The following is a 20,090-nucleotide window of genomic DNA, read 5'->3' on the forward strand; positions in this document are numbered from 1 at the left end:
CTAATTTGCGGCTTTTGGTTTTGCAGTCACATCAGGTGGCCGGGTTGACACTATAGGCCGGATAATCTGCAAACCCATTTGCCCCTCCTGAATAAAACGTATTGGTATCAGGGGCAGACAATGGCCAATGGTTTCTGATCCGCTCGACCAGGTCTGGATTGGCAATAAAGTCCGTAGCGAAAGATACGAGGTCGCATTTTCCCTGTTCGATCATTATCTCGGCACTGTCTGCGTTTAATCCAAGATTCGCCATTATCGTTCCGGTATACTTGCTGCGAAACCACCCGTAGAAGTTTTCGTGCCAAGCCGAAACCGCTGTGTTTTCAAGTGAAACCCGTGGCCCCACAAGTTCAATAAATGCCAGACCATAGTTGGTAAGTTTTTGAAGTATAAACTCGAATGTGTCAACGGTATCATCATCCGGCCCAATGATACCATGATTAAAAGCTGCGGGTGTGAATTTTATACCAACTGTGTTTGGTGGGAATACTTCGTTAAGGGCGTCCAGTATCTCGAATAAAATGCGGCACCTGTTCGCTACGCTTCCTCCATATTCATCGGTTCGAATATTGGTCGCAGCGCTTAAGAACTGCGGTATCAATGTAAAAAGTTGCGCGTGCAACTCAATACCATCAAAACCCGCTTGTTTGGCATTTAGCGCGGCCTGTCTGAATTGGCCGACTGTAGCTTTAATCGCATCGATCGTATAGGCCCTGGGTTTAAGTGTCGGGGTAAACCCTGTTGGAATATAAACATTTTCCATTGGGTTGACCGCGGAAGGGCCAAATGGCAAATCACCGTTAAGGTAATAGGGATGCGATACAGCGCCGGAATGCACAAGCTGTACAAAGATCTTGCCGCCGCTGTCATGTACCCTTTCGGTCACTTGCTTCCAGCCCTCGACCTGTCCGGCAGTATAAATCCCAGGTATATTAAGATACCCAACGGCCTGTTGACTAACCCAAACGCTTTCCGTCAATATTAGCCCTGCACTTGCCCGTTGTCCATAATACTCGGCATGTAGCGGCGTAGGTGCCATGGCCTCGTTTGTTGCTCGCGCGCGGGTCATCGAAGCCATTACAATCCTGTTCGCCAGTTGGACGCTCCCTAAATTGTATCCCGTGAATAAATGATTATGTTCCATTTCTTTTTAGGGCAAATCTCAAAGGAAACAGAACAGCCTGCAATAAGGGACAATGCAATCCTTTGGGGAAAATATTTTCCCCTGTGGTATGGAATTGTTCCTATACCTATTTTTGTATCTCAAAATCTATCGCTCATGTATGAAAAGAAGATCCCCTTACCACTGGAGTGTGGTCTCACCATGACCAAAGAGATTTTAGGTGGTAAATGGAAACCTAATTTACTCCTTGCTATTTCTTTGGGAATCAAGCGGCCAAGCGATCTGCAAAGAGCGATCCCACACTCAACTAAGCGGGTTTTGAATCTTCAGCTGAAAGAACTGGAAGAGTTCAGGGTCATCACCAAACAGATTTACCACCAGTTGCCGCCAAAAGTGGAGTACTTTCTTACAGATATTGGTGAATCACTACTACCCATACTGAAATCGATGGATGACTGGGGAAACCGAAACAGGGCAGTTATTGAGGCAGTTATCATCAATCGGAATGCTGCTGAGACGGAAGAACATTAATTATCTACAGCTGGAAAATCAATGATTGATGTCGGCTTGAATTGAAGATTTCATCAACTAATTCTGTCCATTTATGGCTATATTTAGGGTTGATTGCCTTTGTATCAATGTATCATAGAACATTGGTAAAATACTAATCTCCCATGATCAACAGATTCGATTATTCATCATTCGCCCGCCGTTTCGCCTTTCGATTTCCGTTTTATAGTTACGTCGGTACGCAGGTCTCCTTTTGGACGGCGGCTAATATCTTCATTGGCACCATTCTTCATTTTCATTCAAAGTTCATAGAAGAGGTGTATGGTGTTCCAATTAAAGGTGAAATATCACACACCTTAGTAGCTGCTATTTTTCAGGGCATATTTTATGGGATGATTCTTGGCACGACAGAGTTCTATCTGGAGAAATATTATCTCAGAAGGATGCCATTGGGCAAGATCATTTTGCTTAAAGCAGTTTTATCGCTGTTCGTGAGCCTGATCATTCTTGGCCTGTTGTCAGCGACACCGGTTGATTTCAATATTCCGTCGATGATCCCAGGTCATACCGTTCTTGAAAACCACAAACCCTGGAGGTTCATCTTCTACCAGTTCATCATATTCTATTCAGTATTAACGCTGTTGATCAGCTTTATAAATCAGGTCAACAAGAAGTACGGACCAGGTATCATTTTACCGATGTTGTTTGGAAAGTACCGTGAGCCGGTAGAAGAGAATAGGATCTTTATGTTTATGGACCTGAAATCCTCAACGACGATTGCTGAGGTGCTGGGTCATTTAAAGTATAGTTCCTTCATCAGGGATAGCTTCCACGATATTAACCAGCTGCTGACTACTTATAATGCGGAAGTCTATCAATATGTCGGCGATGAAATGGTTCTGAGTTGGAAAGTTGACAAGATGATATCCTATCGCGCGTGCGTTGAATTTTTCTTTGCCTGCAAAGACCTGTTCAAAAACCGTTACGATTACTACCATAGCAATTATGGTTTTTTTCCTAAGTTCAAGGCCGGTTTGCATATGGGGCTAGTTACGGCGGTTGAGATCGGCGATGTTAAGCGGGACATCGCCTATCATGGAGACACGATCAATACGACCGCAAGAATACAAAGTGTCTGCAATAAATTCGCTAAAGATCTGCTTATTTCGTCCGTTCTCCTGGAGAAAATAGGCCAACAGAACCAGCTAATTACCGAGTTTATGGGATCAATTCAACTGAAGGGAAAACTAACTGATATAGCAATACTCAGTATTGAACGGCGCTCGTAAACATTGATTTTTTATACCGGGTAACCTTGCGATCAACGCTGGCCTTTAATGTCAGAATTAAAGGCTATCTGCAATTTATTGAGCTTGCTGTATTACGCTATCCGGTTGGAGGGAAAGAGTAGGGTTGCTCTCAACAAAAACCACACCCGCCGGCGGGTGTGGTTTTTTGTTTTTATTTGCTCACTGCTTGACCGTAAGAGAAGAATCTTCCTGCCTCCACACCCTGCTTCATGCCTTTCATAAAATGGGATGAATATGCCCCAAGTAATTCCAGACGATCGATTTTCCAGTCTACCTTATATTTTTCGGAAAGCGGTTTGATCAGTTCCAAGTGCGCTAAAAATGCCGATTCATTAACATAAGCTTCCACTATTAAGCATTGAAATGTTTCCGGGTCATAGTAGCATTCATGCGTAAGTACTTTCTCCGGCCCTTCGTTTGCAACAATTTCTCTGGTTTCAAGAACCATTTGTTTGAAGACTTCCCAGTCGTTTGGATTGACCGTCGCGGCGGCATTTAGTCGCACTATCGATTGATTTGACATTTTAAATTGATTAAGGGGTTACGATAATTTTGCCAACGGCGTTTTTTGTTTGAATGATCGCGTGGGCTTTAGGCATGTCTTCTAATGGGAAGGTATGCGAAATATGGGTCCTGACCTCGCCAGAGGATAGCAAGCGGCCAATGGATTCAAGGTCCTGCTCGTAGGTCGGGTTCGGGCTAACGTTCACGCGCAAAACAGCCACTTCCTTTTCTGCCCTTGCTTGCTCAACAAAGACGGGGTCGGGATATATTACGAGGCTTAACAACGTTCCTCCCGGCTTTAACGATCGGAGTGACCGTTCAAGATGTTTATCATCATCACTCCATACCGTATCATGAACAAGGTCTGCATCCTTTACCAAGTCTTCGAATCGCTGTGTTTGGTAGTCGATAAATTCGTCAGCACCTAAACTCAATACAAACTCACGATTTTGGCCCGAAGCAACGCCAATCACATAAGCTCCAAAATGTTTGGCGAACTGTACCGCGAAGTGTCCTACGCCTCCGGATGCGCCATGAATGATGACCTTATCACCCTTTTTGATTTCCCCTACGTTTACGATCGAAACCCAAGCGGTCAATGCGGACATAGTTGCACCGGCAGCTTCCTTAAAGCTGACGTTGGCAGGCTTCATTACCATTTCGGTTTCGGGCGCTGCTACATATTCCGCATAAGCGTTTGCCTGGCCAACAAATTTGAAATTGCCGAAAACTTCATCGCCCTTTTTAAACTTAGTAACGGCCCGACCTGCTTCTGTAACAATACCGGCAACATCCCAACCTAAGATAATATGCTCTTCTGTTCCTTTGTAGGAATACACCCAGTTCAGGGCCTCTTTGGTCCTTCTTACAAAGGCATCTACAGGATTAATACTAATAGCCTTTACTTGTACCAATACTTCATTGTCTTTTATTTGCGGCACAGGCACATCTGCCAATACCAGATTCTCGGGTCCCCCGATCTCTTTTAAAACTATTGCTCTCATTATGTAATTATTATGAAACAAATGTAGATGGGATTAAGCGGGGGCGTTTTGTTTAAAACGTCAACTTTACTTTGTTTAAATAGTCAATCAGAAGTCTAAGACTTCAAGCGGAAATGATGAACATTGCACTCGAAGAGCGCATCATTGTATATGCTCCCTGCGGTGGTTTTGGCTAGGTAGGCTCATACAGCAGCGTACTAGGCAGCGGAAGGTTCTGAATAAATTTTTCAATCCCAAAAAAGAGCAAACGAAAAAGATGTCGATCAATATAGGAATGACCATCTTGCTTCCGGAGCAGGTTGCGCACAAAAATTAAGGCCGTTAACCGGTCACTTCAAGATGCGCATGTGTGGTATAAAACGCATTAATAAGGTAGGCGTAAAAGTAACGACAAGCCCTTAAGCTGGGAATAAGATCTAATAGTGCAGCTATTGATCAACGACTCCATATACGCGATAAGCTTTACTACCTTCACCAGGTTCAATTTTATTGAATTTAAATTTAATTGCTGAAATAGTAAATCACTACAGCGCGCTGATAAGGATCTATTATAGCATGGACCTCAGGAATATCATAAAGTCAGCAATCGCAATATTGCGATACTAACTTGCAAGGCTTAAGAAAATGGGATATTCACGAAGAGCAGAATAGGTCAGCACTGCGCTAATAGCCACCGTATATCCTGCCCGGATTGCCAATCTGCAATACAAGTTGCATTGAGCATTACTAAGCCTGTTATCATGCTTCGTAATCAGCGAAATAGCGATTACTACTTAGAAGATGTATGGAATATAAATGATCGTGGCGCATATCACGGCAAACAAGCAAATGATCAGCACGGCGCCTGAAGCAATATCCTTTACCTGCCCGATAAGCGAATCCTGTTCCTTAGTTACGCGGTCGGCCAGCTTTTCGATGGCCGTATTGAAAAGTTCTGCCATCCAGGCTAAGCCAATCAGCATAAGCGTGATGAGCCATGCCGTGCGATCGACGTTAAGCAGGCTGTTTGTCAGAATCACCGCAATAGCGGCAACAAAGTGGAAGATCATGTTGGGTTCGTTACGAAACGCCAACCAAATCCCGTTAACGGAATACCGGTAGCCCGCCAAATGTTTTTTAATGATATTCATGCCGCTTCTATTTAAAAACGTGTGCTAAGTAAACGATGCCGTAACTGATAAAACAGACCAGCGTCTTTGAGTTTAACGAAGTAAATATATGCTGCTTTTCCTCTTTCGGGTTGAAACCGTAACAGCCAGGCAGCCAAAACAAAATCGACATGCCAATGTCCATCCAATCAAAACGGCCATTAGTTACATGGGTCATTTGCAATATCTCTAACGAAAGGCAAAACAGTAATGGCATATAAAGGCAGTTGAAGCGCCTGCCGAATATTATAAAGTGGTAGGTTTTAGAAGTTAGTGTAATGCAAAATATCCATAAACCTTCGGGTAATGAATATACCACTACATTATTTAAAGGCAGCGTGTTTACAACAACCGCTTTTATGTGTGTATACGCCTCAACCGAAATCAGCCAAACCAAAAGCTGGTTCACCAAGGTCTTTTCTGTTCGGTAAAACAAATAGATAAACAGGCTTATAAGCAGCGCTGTAGTTATTAAAGCATATTGCTTTCTCATGGTTTTTGGTAAATAAGCAGTTTAAAATACGATGCGACACCCAGGTTGATCTGCTTTCTTAATTCGAATTTTTCTATTGCCGGTATATCCTCTATGCGGAAGATCGATTTAAAATGAAGAAGCTTAGCGATCTGTCGGAGGCTGTGGTCAACGTACCTAAGCCAATTATCCGTTGTAAAATGATTGAGGATAAATATTTGCCCGCCGGGTTTCAATACGCGGTAAGCTTCTGTTAATAGCAGCTGCGGGTTATCTACAACTGCAATAACATGCGATAGTACGATGTAATCAAATTCCTCGTCACTGAACTGAATCGCTTCGCCGCTCATTTCTAAAAGACTAACATTACCGAACCTGTTTTTGCGGGCGATCTTCAGCATCGTTGCGGAGGTGTCAATACCTGTAATTTCATGTTTTTTATAGTGCTTAAAGTGTACCCCGTTCCCCACGCCAATCTCCAGCAACTTGCCATTAGGCATAGCATTAACTTCTTTAAACAGTATGGTTTTTTGAGGTTTCAGAAATACATCTACAATAGGATACAGGAAGGAAAAGTAATTGTAAAAGGCAGCGGTTTTTCTATTCATCTTATTAAAGCGGCGAGTTGCATCCTATTTTTTTTGTTTTAGAGCGCGTTCGTAATCGTCTAAACTCTTATCCAAATCCTGCCCGTTTTTGTGTATCGATTCGCAGAATACCTTACACGCTTCCGGGATCTCGCTATCGTCGCACTGTGTTTCGCAATCAACCTGCGTATTGCGTGGCATAAGTTTGTATAAGTGCGTAACGGTGAAGCCAACGGCCAAAAAGGTAGCGATAACCACGGCGAGGAATAGTTTTGGAAAGCGGTTATTCTGCGCCGGCTGAATGAACGGAGGGTTATTGAACGGGAAAATATATTTAATCCTTTCGTAATGCCAGCAGAGCAGGTATACGCAGGCAATAACCATTAAGGGCGCCGTAAGTAAGGAGCCTTCAAACCTAACCGCGAACGAAAGGGTACAAATATTCAGGATGATGGGCAAATAGAGCAATGTACCAAGTACGACGGTACGTGGAATGAGCAATAACATGGCGGCCAGTACTTGTGCATAGCCAATAAAAGTGTAATAATAACCCGTATGGTGCAGCGCTTCGAGGTAGTGGCCCATTGGTTGATTATTATGCAGATCGGTAAAGCGCTCCCCGATGATCTTTACATATCCTGCGGGTAAAAACCCCGCAGCAAGCGCCAATCGGGTAAATGTTGTGAAATAGCGCATCCATCTGTTGGCTCTGGCCCTATAGTGCAGGGCTTCTAATTTTACAGCTAAATTCATATTTAAAAGTACTTTGCATTACAAAGTTATAAAACAGATTGACATTTCAAACTATATTAAATAGTCCGTATCATTTTACGGGGCAGTCTGACATAGCTGAACGATGAATTTTTTCGTTAAGCACAAGTTATTTTTGAAATATTTTTCACGATTAGTAAGGTTTAAGAATGTCAAAGTCAGCTTAATTACAGGTAATACAGAACAGGTAGAGGAAGCTTTGTTAAATAAGGAGATCGATCTGGGTATCATAGAAGGCATCAACCGTAACCCCCAGATCAGTTACCAGGAGTTTTTAAGAGATGAGATGGTGCTGGTAACTGCCACGTCCAATACCACGATCAGAAAAGATGTTATCAAGCCTGATGAGTTAAAAAACTTCCCGCTTTTATTGCGCGAACAAGGTTCGGGATCCCTGGATGTTGTAAAGCTTGCGTTAAAACAACACAACCTTAAGCTTTCAGACCTTCAGGTCGAAATGAAGCTGGGTAATACTGAAAGCATTAAATCGTATCTCACCGAAAGCAATTGCCTTGCTTTTCTTTCTGTACATGCCGTTCTGAAGGAGTTAAAAGCTAACGAATTTAAGGTCATTGATATTAAAGGCGTTTCCATTGAACGAGCTTTCTATCTCATAAACATCCATGGCCAGCCTGGCCAACTGTCGGAGTTATTTGTCAGGTTTGCTGCCAAACTTCAGCAATAGCTGAAAAGATTAAGCCTGTTTACCGGATGTAATCTTACCACTCGTGTTATTCTTTCTTAAGGCGCTGTAAAAGTTTGTCTTTTAATTCTTTGATAGTGCCTTCCTTGTCGGTTTTTATTTTTTTGAGCACCTGCTCCGCGCCTGGAGGATTGTATTTTGATCCCCAGATCATCAGTTCAACAATTGCCGGGATAAGATCAATACCTTTCTCTGTGAGACTATAGATAAACTTATTCTTCTTTTCTGCTGATACTTCAGATTTTATGAATCCGTTTGCTTCTAACAGCTTAAGCCGGTCTGCAAGGATATTGGTAGCGATCTTTTCATCAGAAGTCAGAAAATCACCGTAACTGGTTTTGTTGGTAAATATCAGATCCCTTAAGATTAATAATACCCATTTGTCGCCTATATAATCCAAAGAAAACGATACAGGGCAATCTGATCTATGCTGAATTTCTTTCATGACATTAAAATGTTAAATAATGCTTGCAAAGTGCAAGTTAATTGATTTACCTTTGTTTACTTGCAAATAGCAAGCAAATTTAAATATAATATTAGAATATAAAAGTCATGGAATTAACAAAGAAAACAGTATTAGTAACGGGTGGTGGTTCAGGAATTGGTTATGCAACCGCAATGCTTTTAATTAAAAAAGGCAACCAAGTAATCATCACCGGCCGTAATGCAGAGAAGCTGGACAAAGCCGCTAAAGAACTAGGCGTAGATTACATTGTTGGAGATTTGACCGATGCAGATTCAGTTGCCAGCCTTGTTAAAAAATTGGAAGCTGATTACAGCGATCTGAGCGTGCTAATTAATAATGCTGGTGTAGGTTTTGTTTATAAGCTGGGTGAGAGTGCAAACGCAGTTGAAAAAGCGAGGCAAGAGTTTGAGACTAACTATTTTGCCCCCGTTAGATTGACAGAATTGTTATTACCGCTATTGAAGAAACAGCCGGAAGCAGCCATTGTCAATATAACTTCTAACGTAGCGTTCCATCCGTTGGTAGTGCTACCAACTTACTCAGATGCTAAAACAGCGTTACATTCCCATTCTGTAGCGCTGCGCTTAACCTTATCTGCCGATACCAATATAAAAATCTTTGAGGTAATGCCTTCACTGATCAATACAGATGCCACTAAAGATATGGGTGGTGAGCAGCATGGTTTACCTCCGGAAGTAGCAGCCCAGGAAATTTATAATGGTATAAACGAAGACCGTTACGAAATATTTGTAGGTGAAGCTGGTCAGCAATATGCAGACTATTTGACTGATCCAAATGCAGCCGTTGCAAAATTCAATCAGGGACTTTATTAATTATAAAATCCCAAGCAAATGCTGTTCTTGATGAAACAGCATTTGCTGATAATATCAATCATAACATTACTATTATGTCAGACAGAAGAGATTTTATCAAGCAAACCGGCCTGCTATCAATGGCTGGTATTATAGGAGTAAATCAGCTTGCTAATGCTGAAACGACTGGCAAGGTTTATGCATCTACGCGATCAAAATGGGCAGATGGCTCAAGGCTGGTGGTGTCTGCCACCATGCTGTTTGAAGCAGGCGGGCAACCCGATAATGCACCAAGTCCATTTCCGCCCAACATGAAACCAGGTTACAAAGATTTACCCGCAGCCACCTGGTACGAATATGGTTACAAAGAAGGTATCCCCCGCATGCTGGACAACTGGGATAAATTAGGCATCAAGGTAACAACTCACATGGTAGGTTCAGCCGTTTTAAAGAATCCAGTTTTGGCCAAGGAGATTGTAGATCGTGGGCACGAGGCATCGCCACGGAATGACTTGGAAAGATGAATATGATATGTCTTATGACGAGGAAAAAAAATTCATTAAAGACGGTATAGATGCGATAAAAGAAAGTAACCGGGCAAACCGCAGTCGGTTATAACGCCAATTTCCTTCGCCGCAGTGAAAACACGCTGAAAATATTGCAGGAGTTGGGATGTATTTATCATATTGATGACTTGAGCCGGGACGAACCTTTTATTGTAAAAGTCAATCAAAAAGATTTTGCTGTTGTTCCGTACACTGTTCGTAATAACGATCTGGGGATGATAGAGCTAAAAAACTTCTCGCCAGATCAATATATCACACAGATCAAGATGGAGTTCGATCAGCTTTATGAAGAGGCAGCAATAAAACGCAGGCAACTCTCCTTAACTTTTCATGACCGCGTTAGTGGTACGCCTCAGATGGTAAAAGCTGCCACGGAGTTAATTAAGTATATGCAGAAGCATCCCGGCGTTTCATTTAAACGCAAAGACGAAATAGCTGAAATGACGCTAAAAGATCCGACAAGTCTGCGCGAGTAATTTCGCACATAAAGTTGACAGCTGCTCATTTGAGTAGCCTTTAACGCTATTGGGCATCAACAATATTTACTGCCGCTTTTTTAAAAAACTTAATTGAATCATTATGTCAAAAATATTAGTAACAGGAGTTACAGGTAAAATTGGAAGAGGAACGGTTAAACAACTGTTGAAAAAGGGTGTTCCAGCAAACGAGATTATAGGTCTATCCCGAAAAAAAGATGGACTTGGTGATCTGATTGCTAAGGGTTTTGAAATCCGAATTGGCGATTACTTCGATTATGATTCTTTATTACATGCTTTTAAAGGCGTTGATAAAATAATGCTTACGAGTGCAGTTGCTTTTTCAGATCGGTTTACTCAACATTATAACGTAATTACGGCGGCACGCCAGGCTGGTGTAAAGCATGTAGTGTATATGTCGATCATGCGCAAAGAAGGTTCAGGCCGTGTAATGCCGGAAATTACGGAATCAGATCTGTTTACTGAACAAGTACTTAAATCATCAGGGATTGGTTATACTGTTGTGTACCACCCTCCGTTTATAGATGTTCTTTCTCTTTATTACGATGCGGATCCCTTTCAAAATGGGATCCTTGTTCCGGCAGGCAACGGAAAAATGGCACCTGCAACCAGGGACGAGCTTGCGGAAGCACATGCCGAAATACTTTCCACAGCAGGACACGAAATGAAAACCTACTCGTTAGGCGGCAGCGAAGCCATCTCATTTGCCGACATCGCTAAAACACTTACAGATGTTACCGGAAAGCCGGTACCCTTTTCGACCATCACAACTGAAGCATACATTGACGATTTAGTTGCAAAAGGGATGCCTCAAAAGGTCGCAGAATTTTTGATGAATTGGGTAGTTTCTATTGAAGAAGGTGAATTCGGGCATCAGTCGGGCGATTTAGAACGACTGATAGCGAGGAGAGCAACAAATTTTAAAGACTATGTTAAAGTTAACTCCTTAAATACTTAGTTATTAGGATATCAATTAGCAGGACTGACTTGGGAAAAAACGGGTTATCATAGTTTCACTTTTCTTTTTTTGCTAAACAAGCTCAAAACATTGTTGTCTTACTATAGCTTAATCAAGACTTAGCTAAACAGAACATCGATTTTTTATAGTGTTATTGGCTTCAATATCTCACGAAAATTTTATATCAGGGATTAAAAACGCGAATGCCGGACCTATGTTATATGCCGTTCGATTCACGTAACCATTTATGGCATCCCTAGATAAAAATGCTTTAACGTAGAGAAATCTTTTTACGCTGTCTTTGTTGACATCATGCAGTAAGCAATATATATGGCTTTTCGTTAAATAATCAGAATTTTGCCGAGCCGTATTAACATCATAAAAGGCTGTCCTCAATTTGAGCGATAGTTGGAAAGCTGTCTTTTAAATTGTCCGGCACTAAATGAGTAATTTGGTATTCCGCGACACCAATCGGATTTTTAACGCCTTTCAACGCATATTCGGTAATTACTTTATTCTTTTCTTTACATATTAAGATACCAATTGCAGGCAAATCCAAATTGTGCTTTAATTGACTATCAACCGCGTTTAGATAAAAATTAAGTTTACCGGCATATTCAGGAATAAACTTACCGGTTTTCAGTTCAATAACTACAAAACAGCGAAGCTTTAAATGGTAAAATAACAGATCAATAAAGAAATTTTCACCTCCGACCGTTAAAGGATATTGACGGCCCACATAGCTAAAGCCGCGTCCCAACTCCATCAATAATTTAGTCATTTGACTAACTAAGCCATTCTCAAGATCCCTTTCTGAATGAAGGGTTGCTATACTCAAAAAATCAAATTTATAAGGATCTTTAAATACTTCTTGGGCCAGGTCATTTTGCATTGAATCCAAGGTTGCAGAAAAATTCGTAGTAGCAGCCCCGCGGCGGCTAAACAATCGCCCTTCAATTTGATGCACAAGTACATTCCTGCTCCATCCGTTTCTGACTGCCTCAGCAATATAAAAGTATCGTTCTTCAATATTTTTGATCTTATCCAACAGCGTGATGTGATGATACCAGGGTAATTGTGCAAGTGGCGCTTGCACAATTTGACCCCTTTCCTGAATTTGTGCAGGCGGCGCTTGCACAAATTCGGGATACGCTTCTGCGAAGGCCCGCATATATTTGAGGTTCCTTGGTGAAATCCCTTTCATATCCGGATAAAGCGAACTAAGATCTCTGGCGAGACGGTCAATGACTTTAGCGCCCCACCCCTCCTGCCGTTGCTTGACTAAAATGTTATAACCTATTTTCCAGTACAATTCTAAAAGTTGGCTATTGACGGTCAAGGCCACTTTTAATTTGGCTCTTTCTATTTCACTTCTGAGATCATTCAAAAGTAAATCATAGTTTTTTTCTTTATTCATCAACTTCCTCCTCAATCAAATATTATTAGTTAATATCTGGTCCTCAGTTATAAATTTGCTTTTCGCAAGCCGTTTTTTCAAAGTATCCATGTCTTCACTGACCTTGACAGCGAGAACTTTTGCGTAATGTTGGGTTTGCCTTAATGATTTATGACCCATCATTTTACTGATTGATTCCATCGGCACGTTGTTGGCCAGCGTTACTGTTGTTGCAAAAGTATTTCGTGCCATTTTAGAACTTAATTCTTTGTCGACGTCACAACGGTCAGCAAGTTCCTTTAAGTAGGAGTTATACTTTTGATTACTCAAAACCGGAAGTAGCATGTCCTTGATTATGCAATCATCATCATCCTCATATTTTGAAAGGATCTTCTGCGTGATGGGCAACAATGGGATGAAGGCCGGGGTTCCCGTTTTTTGCCTGTTTTTATAGATTCTCAACTCCCCTTTTGAATCAATATTGACCTCTGAACGTTTCAGTTGCTTGACGTCGATAAAAGACAAACCCGTAAAACAGCAAAAGATGAAAACGTCACGTACACGAGACAATCGCGCGTTAGTTAGCTTTTTAGCTGCAATTGCCTGAAGTTCTTCCTTATTCAAATAAATGGTTTCAACCTCTTCACGACCCATTGGGAATTTGGTAAAAGGATCACCGGTCAGCCAACCATTGTCGACACAATCCAACACGATCTTTTTCATGTTGGCAATATTTTTTAATGCAGAATTATGGTTAAGGCCCTTGTTGATCCTGTACCAATTGTACAACCGTTTGATAAATGCCAGGTCGAGCGAAAGTATATTGATATCAGTGCAACTATATTCTTTTTTAAGAAACTGCAGGGTATGCTTATAGGTAGTATTGAAATTCGTGCAGGTGCCGTTTGAAACACCTTTACCGACCATTGCCTCTAAATCTTCATTATGCTTACGGAATAGCGACATCAGCATCCATTGTCTTTGCTCCGTTCCAGATAGTAGGTCACGGATTGCCATAGCCGTGACTACCTTGCCTTTTTCAATCAGTTGTTTTCTTGCCTCATAAGCCTTGTTCTGCAAAACATCCAGGTAAGTGTTAAGTGCCCTTGCGTCCTCTTTAGTCCCTGAAGCACGATTGCTCCTCACATTCCAGCGGGATGGCTCCCAGGAACGTTTAGCTGACAACTCTTTTTCGATGCCGTCTACAGTGATACGAAGGTAAACCGGCATCTCGCCGCCTTTGTAGTTTTTTGGTCGCTTTAAATAGGTTAAAAGACCGAAGCTTTTTTCTAACATAACGATAGATTTTATGGTGAATAAATATCGAAATGCAATAGAAAAATGTCAAGATGTTCATGGAGTGAACATCTTGTCTATCAATACTTTACGGCACTTTGGGTGAGTCATTCACCCCGAGGGGTAGGTGACTACACGAATGACTCACCCAAATATTGATGCTTTTTGAACATTTTGCACAATGCCTAAAAGCACAAAAGCCTGTAAATCAATCGATTTACAGGCTTTTGTTGTTGTTTGTTATCACTATTGGCGGTGAGGGAGGGATTCGAACCCTCGGTACAGTTTCCCGTACGTCAGTTTAGCAAACTGATCCTTTCGGCCTCTCAGGCACCTCACCGGTTATTTTTAGAACAATCTGTCTTCCGTTTGGGATTGCAAATATAGCAATTGAAGTTATGTGTCAAAAAAAAATTTCAGGTATTTTAATAATCTATCCGCACATGGTAAATACTCATCAGCATGCGTTTAAATATACTTTTTATAGTTTCAATATCTTTTAATGTAATGTCGCTGTCTTTCAGTTGATTCTGATTCAGTTTGTAGTTCACAATGCGATCAACCAGGTCGCTGATGGATTGCTGGTCGGGTTCTTTGAGTGAGCGTGAGGCAGCCTCAACTGAATCGGCCAGCATCAAAACACCGGTCTCTTTAGAGAAAGGAATAGGCCCGGGATAGCGGAAAATGTTCTCATCAATGAATTTTTCGGGGAAGTTTTTCAGGAACGACTGGTAAAAATAATCTACCCGGGTATTACCATGGTGGGTACGGATGAAGTTGATGATGGCATCGGGTAGGTTTGCCTTTTGCGCCATCTCCACCCCTTTTCGTACGTGACTGATGATAATCTGCGCACTCTCTTCATACGAGAGTTTATCATGCGGATTAAAACCTGCTGTTTGGTTCTCAATAAAGTAAAGCGGATTTTCCATCTTACCAATATCATGGTATAAGGCCCCTGCCCTAACCAGCAGTGCGTTGCCTCCTATGCTGTAAATGGCATTCTCGGCCAGGTTGGCCACCTGTAACGAGTGCTGGAATGTTCCTGGTGCTTTAAAAGCCATTTCGCGCAGTATCGCGGCGTTGGTATTAGTAAGCTCAATAAGGGTAAGATCAGACGTGATACCAAACACCTTTTCGAACGCGTAAATAAGCGGGTAAGCCAGCAAAGTAAGCATCACACTCACCACAAACGGAAAGAACTCAACCCACTCAATAGTGGTAACATCGCCTTCGCGTATAAATGATATACCCAAAAACGAGATAAGGTAGGTTAACGTAATAATTAAGGCCGAAGTAAGAAACTGTCCCCTGCGCAACAAGTTTTTAATACTATAAATAGATACCATGCCCGCAGTAATTTCATAAAAGGCAAACTCGAAGCTGTTAGGCACATAAAAACCGGCAATCATTATTACCAGCAAATGAATATTCAGCGCCAAACGGGTATCAAACAGTATGCGGATAATGATAGGTACAATACAGTAAGGTATGTAATACAGGTTGGGCAACTGCACACTTATAGCCCACGAAAGTGTGGCCAGCATGGCTGTAATAACCAACAATATAAGCCCCACAAGGCGGTTATCATGGTAAATATCTTTACGGAAGAGATACAGAAACACGATAAGCAGCGTAACCGTTAACCCAACCAGTAAAAATTGCCCTAATGATACCAGTTTACGGTCGCCGTTAAGGCGGGCACTATCTTCAAAATACTTTTTGTATGACAAGAGCTTTTGGTAAACTTCATCATTAATTACAGCGCCCTTAGTAATAATTACCTCATCCTTTTGCACCATACCCAGCGTTAACGATATATTATCTAAAGCATCGCGCTTTAAGCGGTTGGTGAGCTTATCATCGTAAACCAAATTGTTTTGCAGGCGGTTTTGCAATATATCGAGCATAAAAGCCCGGTTTATGTTCAAAAGATTAAGTTCCTGCTCAAAGTAACCAATAGCTTTTTCTTTAGTGTAAAGCCCTGAGGTGTTTTTATTGGTCGATACATTTTTGCTTACAACGGTTATGTTGTAGTTTTCGTCGGCAGGTTGGTCTTTAATGCCGGGAGTAAGCAAACCCGTGCTGTACACTTTATTAAGCAATACTTTACCGGCTTCAATGTAGCGAGGCTTCAGTTTTTCAGGTATACCGGCAGTAGTCCATTTCAGGTTCAGGTCGTCTATAAAACCTTGTATCTGCTGGTCTTGCATGTCGGGCTTTAGCTGGTAAACCGGCGATATATTTTTAAGAGCATCGGCCTGGTCGCGTTCCAGTTCGGCTGAGGTTTTGAGTATGGCAAAGGCATGCGGGGCAACCAGTTCTTTTTGGTTCCATACGCGGCCCTTTTCAAACTCGTACCTAAATTTAGTTTGCTTGGGCAATGCCACTATGATCAGGAACACGCTGGCGAGTATCATGATAAATTTTACCAAAACAGCGTATTTACGCAGTAAAGCTTTTTGCCTCGAAATACTAAATTTTGCCATCCAAACTCTTTATAATCAAATATACCCCATTTTTATGCTTTGAGGCTAATAGCTGCAATTATAGTGTAAATTGCAACAATTATACAGCATAAGCGTTTGTTTAAATAATTAGCGCTGCGCACATTTAAACCAGTTTTATACCTGTAATGAAACGTATTTGGCTAATTATATGGTTATTAATTGCCTGCCTGTGCAAACCAGCATTGGCACAGCGCTTTAACACGCCCGACCAGCTCAACCAGCTGCGCCCCCTGCAAGACAGCCTTAAGCGGCTTGGCTACCAGATGTTTAATAACGAAAACGATCTGGAGCGCAAAAACGCCAACTATAATTTTATACGCACCCTGGTTAAAGCGCTTAAGGTGCCTAACTCATATGCCTTTAATTTCGATTCGTTAAAAACCATCAGCATACTGCGATCGCCCGATAATAAGTTTCGCATACTTACCTGGTACAACATGAATGAGGATGGTAGCTATCGCTTTTTCGGCACTATTCAAATGAACACGGGCGGCAAGCTGCTGCTTTATCCTTTAGAAGATTATTCGGCGTTTATTAAAAACCCCGAAGACTCGGTAGTTAATAACAAGAAATGGTTTGGCGCGCAGTATTACAAAATAATTGCGGTAGGTACTATAAATCCATATTATGTTTTATTAGGATGGAAAGGCCATACGGTAAAATCAACCAAAAAAGTTATCGAGGCATTATCCTTTAAAAAAACCGAACCTACCTTTGGGATGCCGGTATTTCAGGGTAACAAAAAAACACGTAACCGTATAGTTTTTGAGTATAACCGGCAGGCATCAATGCTGTTACGCTATGTACCCGAGCAGGATATAATTGTTTTTGACCACCTTGCCCCCCCCGATGATAAAATGAAAATGCAGCCCGACAGGTACGGCCCTGATCTAACCTACGATGGGTACAAACTCACCAACGGCAAGTGGATGTATAAGGATAACCTTGACATGCGCAACATACCCGCCCCTGATGATGTGGACATTGTTGATCCTAAAAAGCAGGCTTTGAAGGACAGGAGCTTGGTACCCGTAAGAAAAAATTAAAAATCGTCGTACTGTTTTAAAGTCCTTCGATTGTTCGTTATCAGCTCCATTTACAATAACGCTTTTTCTTCCAATGTTTAATTTATGTTAAGATTTACATAAGGTTTGAACAGAGGCACACCCTATGCTTACATTTGCACATTCTTCTTATTAAACATTATGGATTTTAACGTAGCTACGCTGGAAGCAGCAGATCATATTATTCACTTTCATTATTACGAAACGCTGGTAGCAAACAACGCCGACCAGGACTTATTGAAAATTAAAAACAAGTATGCCGAACACCTGGCTATATTTTTCCCTGAAATATCATTCCGCAACAACGAAAGTCAGCTTATACCGCTTCCGCATTTATACGAGTTGATCTTGAATAAGCTTAAAGGAATGAAATCAGGAGACATTCACCTCCTAATTGAACGTTTAGAGAAAGATGCAAAGAAAATAAGGAAATTTTACAAGGCTCAGTTAGCCAATTCAAAGTAGCATCATATTTTGATGAGCATCCATGCATAGCAAGTATGTTTGGATGCTCATCAAAATACATCCCTTTATTAGCTATTATTGCTATAAAAGTGCCTCTTAAATTCCCGGCATAGTCGCTGCAAATTAAATTCGCCGTTTCTCCCCTATCAATGCTTAGCTAAACCATTAACATAACTGTAAGTCAATACAATATTCTCAAAACCAGCCAACATATATTTGGCAAGTGTGAGTAATACGTATATTAGCCGCTTTTAATGTTGCAACTTGTAAAGATTTCAACACAACATTCGGTTTTAGACGATAAATGCTATTTTAGAAAAATTTTAATTTTAAAACTATGGTTCAGGATACCCTTGCAGTTAAAGAAGAACACGTAAAACCTCAATACCCTAAAGGTATACCTTACATCATAGGCAACGAAGCTGCCGAGCGTTTCAGCTTTTATGGTATGCGCTCTATACTGGTTACTTTTTTAGTAGCTCAATTTTTCATACCGCAAGGCTTCAACCAAACTGTAGCTGATGCTAAAGCAAACGAAATATCACACATCTTTGTAGCACTTGCCTATGCCATGCCGGTTGTTGGAGCCTTGGCCGCTGATTGGTTTTTTGGGAAATTTAGAGTAATATTTTATGTATCTATAGTTTATTGCATTGGTCATTTAATGTTAGCATTGTATGATGATAATCTCACCGGCTTTCAAATTGGCTTAATTATAATTGCTATTGGGGCAGGCGGCATCAAATCATGCGTATCTGCAAACGTAGGCGATCAGTTTGATAAGAGTAACCAAAGCCTTATGTCAAAAGTATATGGCTGGTTTTATTTTTCTATTAACGCAGGTTCGGTATTTGCTAACATTGCCATTCCTTATATTAATAAACATTATGGTGCTAAATGGGCATTTGGTATACCGGGCATATTAATGGCTCTTGCAACAATCATATTTTTTTTAGGGCGCAAAAAAATGATTAAAATGCCCCCCTCTGGTGTTAACCGCAATAATTTTCTATTTATATCGGTATATTCATTATTTAATATCAGAAAAAAGAAAAAAGGTGAATCCTTATTGGATGTTGCCAAACAAAAATTCGACCCCGAAAAGGTAGAAGGGATTAAAGCCGTATGGCGCGTAATGGCAATATTTGCATTTGTGCCCATTTTTTGGGCCATGTGGGACCAATGCTTGTCTGAATGGGTTTTACAAGCCACAAAACTTGAGATGTTACATCTTAATTTAATATTTTGGAATATTGAAGTTTTACCTGAGCAAGTACAAACCGCTAATCCTATTTTCCTGTTATCATTCATTCCAATCTTTAACTATGGAATTTATCCTCTTCTTGATAAAATTGGTATAAAAACTACGCCACTTCGCCGTTTTGGATTCGGATTGTTCTTAACCGGAGTGTCCTTTGTGATCATTGCTTTAATACAAGAAAAAGTAGATGCCGGGCAACATCCTTCAACTTGGTGGCAAATTTTAGCCTATATGGTATTAGCTGCGGGCGAAACACTGGTATCAATCACTGGATTGGAGTACGCTTACACACAATCTCCAAAATCAATGAAAAGCACTATGTCTGCCATATGGCTGTTTACAGTTGCATTGGGCAATACCTTTGTTGCTTATGTACAAAACAGCATTTCACATAAAGGCTTTTTCTCAAGATATGTTGGCGCCGATTTTTACTGGTTTTTTGTAGTACTGCTTGCTGCATTTTTAGTGGTTTACTTATTTGTATCGCCTCGTATTAAAGAACGCAATTATGTTACCGAAGACGAGAATAAGGTAGCTGCCGAAACTACCAACTTATAGCATTTAACAACTTTTAACTAAAAGCAGGACGCTAACAATCGTCCTGCTTTTGTTTTTTAAGGGGCGAAATACGTACTTTTGCCGCTCTTACTTTTTTGAAACTGTAATT

21 protein-coding genes and 1 tRNA gene are annotated in these 20,090 nt (G+C 41.1%); 10 read left to right on the forward strand and 12 right to left on the reverse strand.

What is annotated here, in order from left to right:
• Window positions 1-31 precede the first annotated feature (31 nt).
• Window positions 32-1,144 carry an alkene reductase gene (locus QE417_RS07090; protein ID WP_311948750.1) on the reverse strand — a complete coding sequence of 371 codons (1,113 nt, stop codon included), beginning with the start codon at window positions 1,142-1,144 and terminating at the stop codon, window positions 32-34.
• Between QE417_RS07090 and QE417_RS07095 the strand changes: the two genes are divergently transcribed.
• Window positions 1,136-1,654, forward strand: coding sequence for a winged helix-turn-helix transcriptional regulator (locus tag QE417_RS07095; protein ID WP_311948751.1), 519 nt, complete (start codon window positions 1,136-1,138; stop codon window positions 1,652-1,654). The two genes, QE417_RS07090 and QE417_RS07095, sit on opposite strands and share 9 nt — an antisense overlap.
• A 143-nt stretch (window positions 1,655-1,797) precedes the next feature.
• The gene (locus QE417_RS07100; RefSeq protein WP_311948753.1) at window positions 1,798-2,922 is read left to right on the forward strand and encodes an adenylate/guanylate cyclase domain-containing protein; all 1,125 of its coding nucleotides are present in this window, start codon (window positions 1,798-1,800) and stop codon (window positions 2,920-2,922) included.
• A 172-nt stretch (window positions 2,923-3,094) separates the two neighbouring features.
• Here QE417_RS07100 and QE417_RS07105 read toward each other — a convergent pair whose 3' ends face one another.
• The 6 genes from QE417_RS07105 to QE417_RS07130 form a co-directional block, all read right to left on the reverse strand.
• Complete coding sequence (locus tag QE417_RS07105; protein WP_311948755.1) at window positions 3,095-3,466, reverse strand: hypothetical protein; 372 nt, start codon at window positions 3,464-3,466, stop codon at window positions 3,095-3,097.
• A gap of 10 nt (window positions 3,467-3,476) precedes the next feature.
• Complete coding sequence (locus tag QE417_RS07110) at window positions 3,477-4,451, reverse strand: NADP-dependent oxidoreductase (RefSeq protein WP_311948758.1); 975 nt, start codon at window positions 4,449-4,451, stop codon at window positions 3,477-3,479.
• Between the two features lie 773 nt (window positions 4,452-5,224).
• A complete protein-coding gene (locus tag QE417_RS07115) occupies window positions 5,225-5,581 on the reverse strand; it encodes a diacylglycerol kinase family protein (protein ID WP_311948760.1) in 357 nt (118 codons plus the stop codon).
• Window positions 5,582-5,588: 7 nt separating this feature from the next.
• Entirely contained in the window at window positions 5,589-6,092 is a 504-nt protein-coding gene (locus tag QE417_RS07120; RefSeq protein WP_311948761.1) for a hypothetical protein, read from the reverse strand.
• Window positions 6,089-6,679: a class I SAM-dependent methyltransferase gene (locus QE417_RS07125; protein WP_311948762.1), complete on the reverse strand. Its 591-nt coding sequence runs from the start codon at window positions 6,677-6,679 to the stop codon at window positions 6,089-6,091. Before QE417_RS07125 ends, QE417_RS07120 begins: the two co-directional genes overlap by 4 nt.
• 24 nt (window positions 6,680-6,703) lie before the next feature.
• Window positions 6,704-7,411, reverse strand: a complete 708-nt coding sequence (locus QE417_RS07130; RefSeq protein ID WP_311948764.1) for a hypothetical protein — start codon at window positions 7,409-7,411, stop codon at window positions 6,704-6,706.
• 133 nt (window positions 7,412-7,544) lie between these two features.
• On the opposite strand from QE417_RS07130, the gene QE417_RS07135 reads away from it, so the two are divergent.
• Window positions 7,545-8,114: a LysR substrate-binding domain-containing protein gene (locus QE417_RS07135; RefSeq protein WP_311948766.1), complete on the forward strand. Its 570-nt coding sequence runs from the start codon at window positions 7,545-7,547 to the stop codon at window positions 8,112-8,114.
• A gap of 46 nt (window positions 8,115-8,160) precedes the next feature.
• Here QE417_RS07135 and QE417_RS07140 read toward each other — a convergent pair whose 3' ends face one another.
• Entirely contained in the window at window positions 8,161-8,577 is a 417-nt protein-coding gene (locus QE417_RS07140; RefSeq protein WP_311948768.1) for a winged helix-turn-helix transcriptional regulator, read from the reverse strand.
• Window positions 8,578-8,684: 107 nt separating this feature from the next.
• Between QE417_RS07140 and QE417_RS07145 the strand changes: the two genes are divergently transcribed.
• The 4 genes from QE417_RS07145 (at window position 8,685) to QE417_RS07160 (ending at window position 11,431) form a co-directional block, all read left to right on the forward strand.
• The gene (locus tag QE417_RS07145; RefSeq protein WP_311948770.1) at window positions 8,685-9,431 is read left to right on the forward strand and encodes an SDR family oxidoreductase; all 747 of its coding nucleotides are present in this window, start codon (window positions 8,685-8,687) and stop codon (window positions 9,429-9,431) included.
• A 74-nt stretch (window positions 9,432-9,505) separates the two neighbouring features.
• Window positions 9,506-9,934: a polysaccharide deacetylase family protein gene (locus QE417_RS07150; RefSeq protein ID WP_311948772.1), complete on the forward strand. Its 429-nt coding sequence runs from the start codon at window positions 9,506-9,508 to the stop codon at window positions 9,932-9,934.
• A 134-nt stretch (window positions 9,935-10,068) separates the two neighbouring features.
• Window positions 10,069-10,452: a hypothetical protein gene (locus QE417_RS07155; RefSeq protein WP_311948774.1), complete on the forward strand. Its 384-nt coding sequence runs from the start codon at window positions 10,069-10,071 to the stop codon at window positions 10,450-10,452.
• 103 nt (window positions 10,453-10,555) lie between these two features.
• Complete coding sequence (locus tag QE417_RS07160; protein ID WP_311948776.1) at window positions 10,556-11,431, forward strand: SDR family oxidoreductase; 876 nt, start codon at window positions 10,556-10,558, stop codon at window positions 11,429-11,431.
• A gap of 376 nt (window positions 11,432-11,807) precedes the next feature.
• On the opposite strand, the gene QE417_RS07165 is transcribed toward QE417_RS07160, so the two are convergent.
• From QE417_RS07165 to QE417_RS07180, 4 genes are all read right to left on the reverse strand, one after another.
• A complete protein-coding gene (locus tag QE417_RS07165) occupies window positions 11,808-12,848 on the reverse strand; it encodes a PDDEXK nuclease domain-containing protein (protein WP_311948779.1) in 1,041 nt (346 codons plus the stop codon).
• 15 nt (window positions 12,849-12,863) lie between these two features.
• A complete protein-coding gene (locus QE417_RS07170; RefSeq protein WP_311948782.1) occupies window positions 12,864-14,123 on the reverse strand; it encodes a site-specific integrase in 1,260 nt (419 codons plus the stop codon).
• A gap of 250 nt (window positions 14,124-14,373) precedes the next feature.
• A tRNA-Ser gene (locus QE417_RS07175) sits at window positions 14,374-14,463 on the reverse strand.
• Between the two features lie 85 nt (window positions 14,464-14,548).
• A complete protein-coding gene (locus QE417_RS07180) occupies window positions 14,549-16,612 on the reverse strand; it encodes an HD family phosphohydrolase (RefSeq protein WP_311948784.1) in 2,064 nt (687 codons plus the stop codon).
• A 146-nt stretch (window positions 16,613-16,758) separates the two neighbouring features.
• Here QE417_RS07180 and QE417_RS07185 point away from each other — a divergent pair, with 146 nt between their 5' ends.
• The 3 genes from QE417_RS07185 (at window position 16,759) to QE417_RS07195 (ending at window position 19,981) form a co-directional block, all read left to right on the forward strand.
• Window positions 16,759-17,679 (forward strand): hypothetical protein, encoded by a 921-nt coding sequence (locus QE417_RS07185; RefSeq protein ID WP_311948785.1) that lies wholly within the window; start codon window positions 16,759-16,761, stop codon window positions 17,677-17,679.
• A gap of 159 nt (window positions 17,680-17,838) precedes the next feature.
• Window positions 17,839-18,162: a hypothetical protein gene (locus tag QE417_RS07190; protein ID WP_311948787.1), complete on the forward strand. Its 324-nt coding sequence runs from the start codon at window positions 17,839-17,841 to the stop codon at window positions 18,160-18,162.
• A gap of 337 nt (window positions 18,163-18,499) precedes the next feature.
• Window positions 18,500-19,981: a POT-type proton-dependent oligopeptide transporter gene (locus QE417_RS07195; protein ID WP_311948788.1), complete on the forward strand. Its 1,482-nt coding sequence runs from the start codon at window positions 18,500-18,502 to the stop codon at window positions 19,979-19,981.
• The last annotated feature ends 109 nt before the right edge of the window (window positions 19,982-20,090 follow it).

The sequence above is a fragment of the Mucilaginibacter terrae genome, assembly GCF_031951985.1.
In the GTDB taxonomy this organism is placed as follows: domain Bacteria; phylum Bacteroidota; class Bacteroidia; order Sphingobacteriales; family Sphingobacteriaceae; genus Mucilaginibacter; species Mucilaginibacter terrae_A.

What these genes read in the sequence shown, in the direction of transcription:
- QE417_RS07095 (WP_311948751.1), top strand. Translation starts at nt 1,136, where the DNA reads ATGTTCCATTTCTTTTTAGGGCAAATCTCAAAGGAAACAGAACAGCCT.
- QE417_RS07090 (WP_311948750.1), bottom strand. Translation starts at nt 1,144, where the DNA reads ATGGAACATAATCATTTATTCACGGGATACAATTTAGGGAGCGTCCAA.
- QE417_RS07100 (WP_311948753.1), top strand. Translation starts at nt 1,798, where the DNA reads ATGATCAACAGATTCGATTATTCATCATTCGCCCGCCGTTTCGCCTTT.
- QE417_RS07105 (WP_311948755.1), bottom strand. Translation starts at nt 3,466, where the DNA reads ATGTCAAATCAATCGATAGTGCGACTAAATGCCGCCGCGACGGTCAAT.
- QE417_RS07110 (WP_311948758.1), bottom strand. Translation starts at nt 4,451, where the DNA reads ATGAGAGCAATAGTTTTAAAAGAGATCGGGGGACCCGAGAATCTGGTA.
- QE417_RS07115 (WP_311948760.1), bottom strand. Translation starts at nt 5,581, where the DNA reads ATGAATATCATTAAAAAACATTTGGCGGGCTACCGGTATTCCGTTAAC.
- QE417_RS07120 (WP_311948761.1), bottom strand. Translation starts at nt 6,092, where the DNA reads ATGAGAAAGCAATATGCTTTAATAACTACAGCGCTGCTTATAAGCCTG.
- QE417_RS07125 (WP_311948762.1), bottom strand. Translation starts at nt 6,679, where the DNA reads ATGAATAGAAAAACCGCTGCCTTTTACAATTACTTTTCCTTCCTGTAT.
- QE417_RS07130 (WP_311948764.1), bottom strand. Translation starts at nt 7,411, where the DNA reads ATGAATTTAGCTGTAAAATTAGAAGCCCTGCACTATAGGGCCAGAGCC.
- QE417_RS07140 (WP_311948768.1), bottom strand. Translation starts at nt 8,577, where the DNA reads ATGAAAGAAATTCAGCATAGATCAGATTGCCCTGTATCGTTTTCTTTG.
- QE417_RS07145 (WP_311948770.1), top strand. Translation starts at nt 8,685, where the DNA reads ATGGAATTAACAAAGAAAACAGTATTAGTAACGGGTGGTGGTTCAGGA.
- QE417_RS07150 (WP_311948772.1), top strand. Translation starts at nt 9,506, where the DNA reads ATGTCAGACAGAAGAGATTTTATCAAGCAAACCGGCCTGCTATCAATG.
- QE417_RS07160 (WP_311948776.1), top strand. Translation starts at nt 10,556, where the DNA reads ATGTCAAAAATATTAGTAACAGGAGTTACAGGTAAAATTGGAAGAGGA.
- QE417_RS07165 (WP_311948779.1), bottom strand. Translation starts at nt 12,848, where the DNA reads ATGAATAAAGAAAAAAACTATGATTTACTTTTGAATGATCTCAGAAGT.
- QE417_RS07170 (WP_311948782.1), bottom strand. Translation starts at nt 14,123, where the DNA reads ATGTTAGAAAAAAGCTTCGGTCTTTTAACCTATTTAAAGCGACCAAAA.
- QE417_RS07180 (WP_311948784.1), bottom strand. Translation starts at nt 16,612, where the DNA reads ATGGCAAAATTTAGTATTTCGAGGCAAAAAGCTTTACTGCGTAAATAC.
- QE417_RS07185 (WP_311948785.1), top strand. Translation starts at nt 16,759, where the DNA reads ATGAAACGTATTTGGCTAATTATATGGTTATTAATTGCCTGCCTGTGC.
- QE417_RS07190 (WP_311948787.1), top strand. Translation starts at nt 17,839, where the DNA reads ATGGATTTTAACGTAGCTACGCTGGAAGCAGCAGATCATATTATTCAC.
- QE417_RS07195 (WP_311948788.1), top strand. Translation starts at nt 18,500, where the DNA reads ATGGTTCAGGATACCCTTGCAGTTAAAGAAGAACACGTAAAACCTCAA.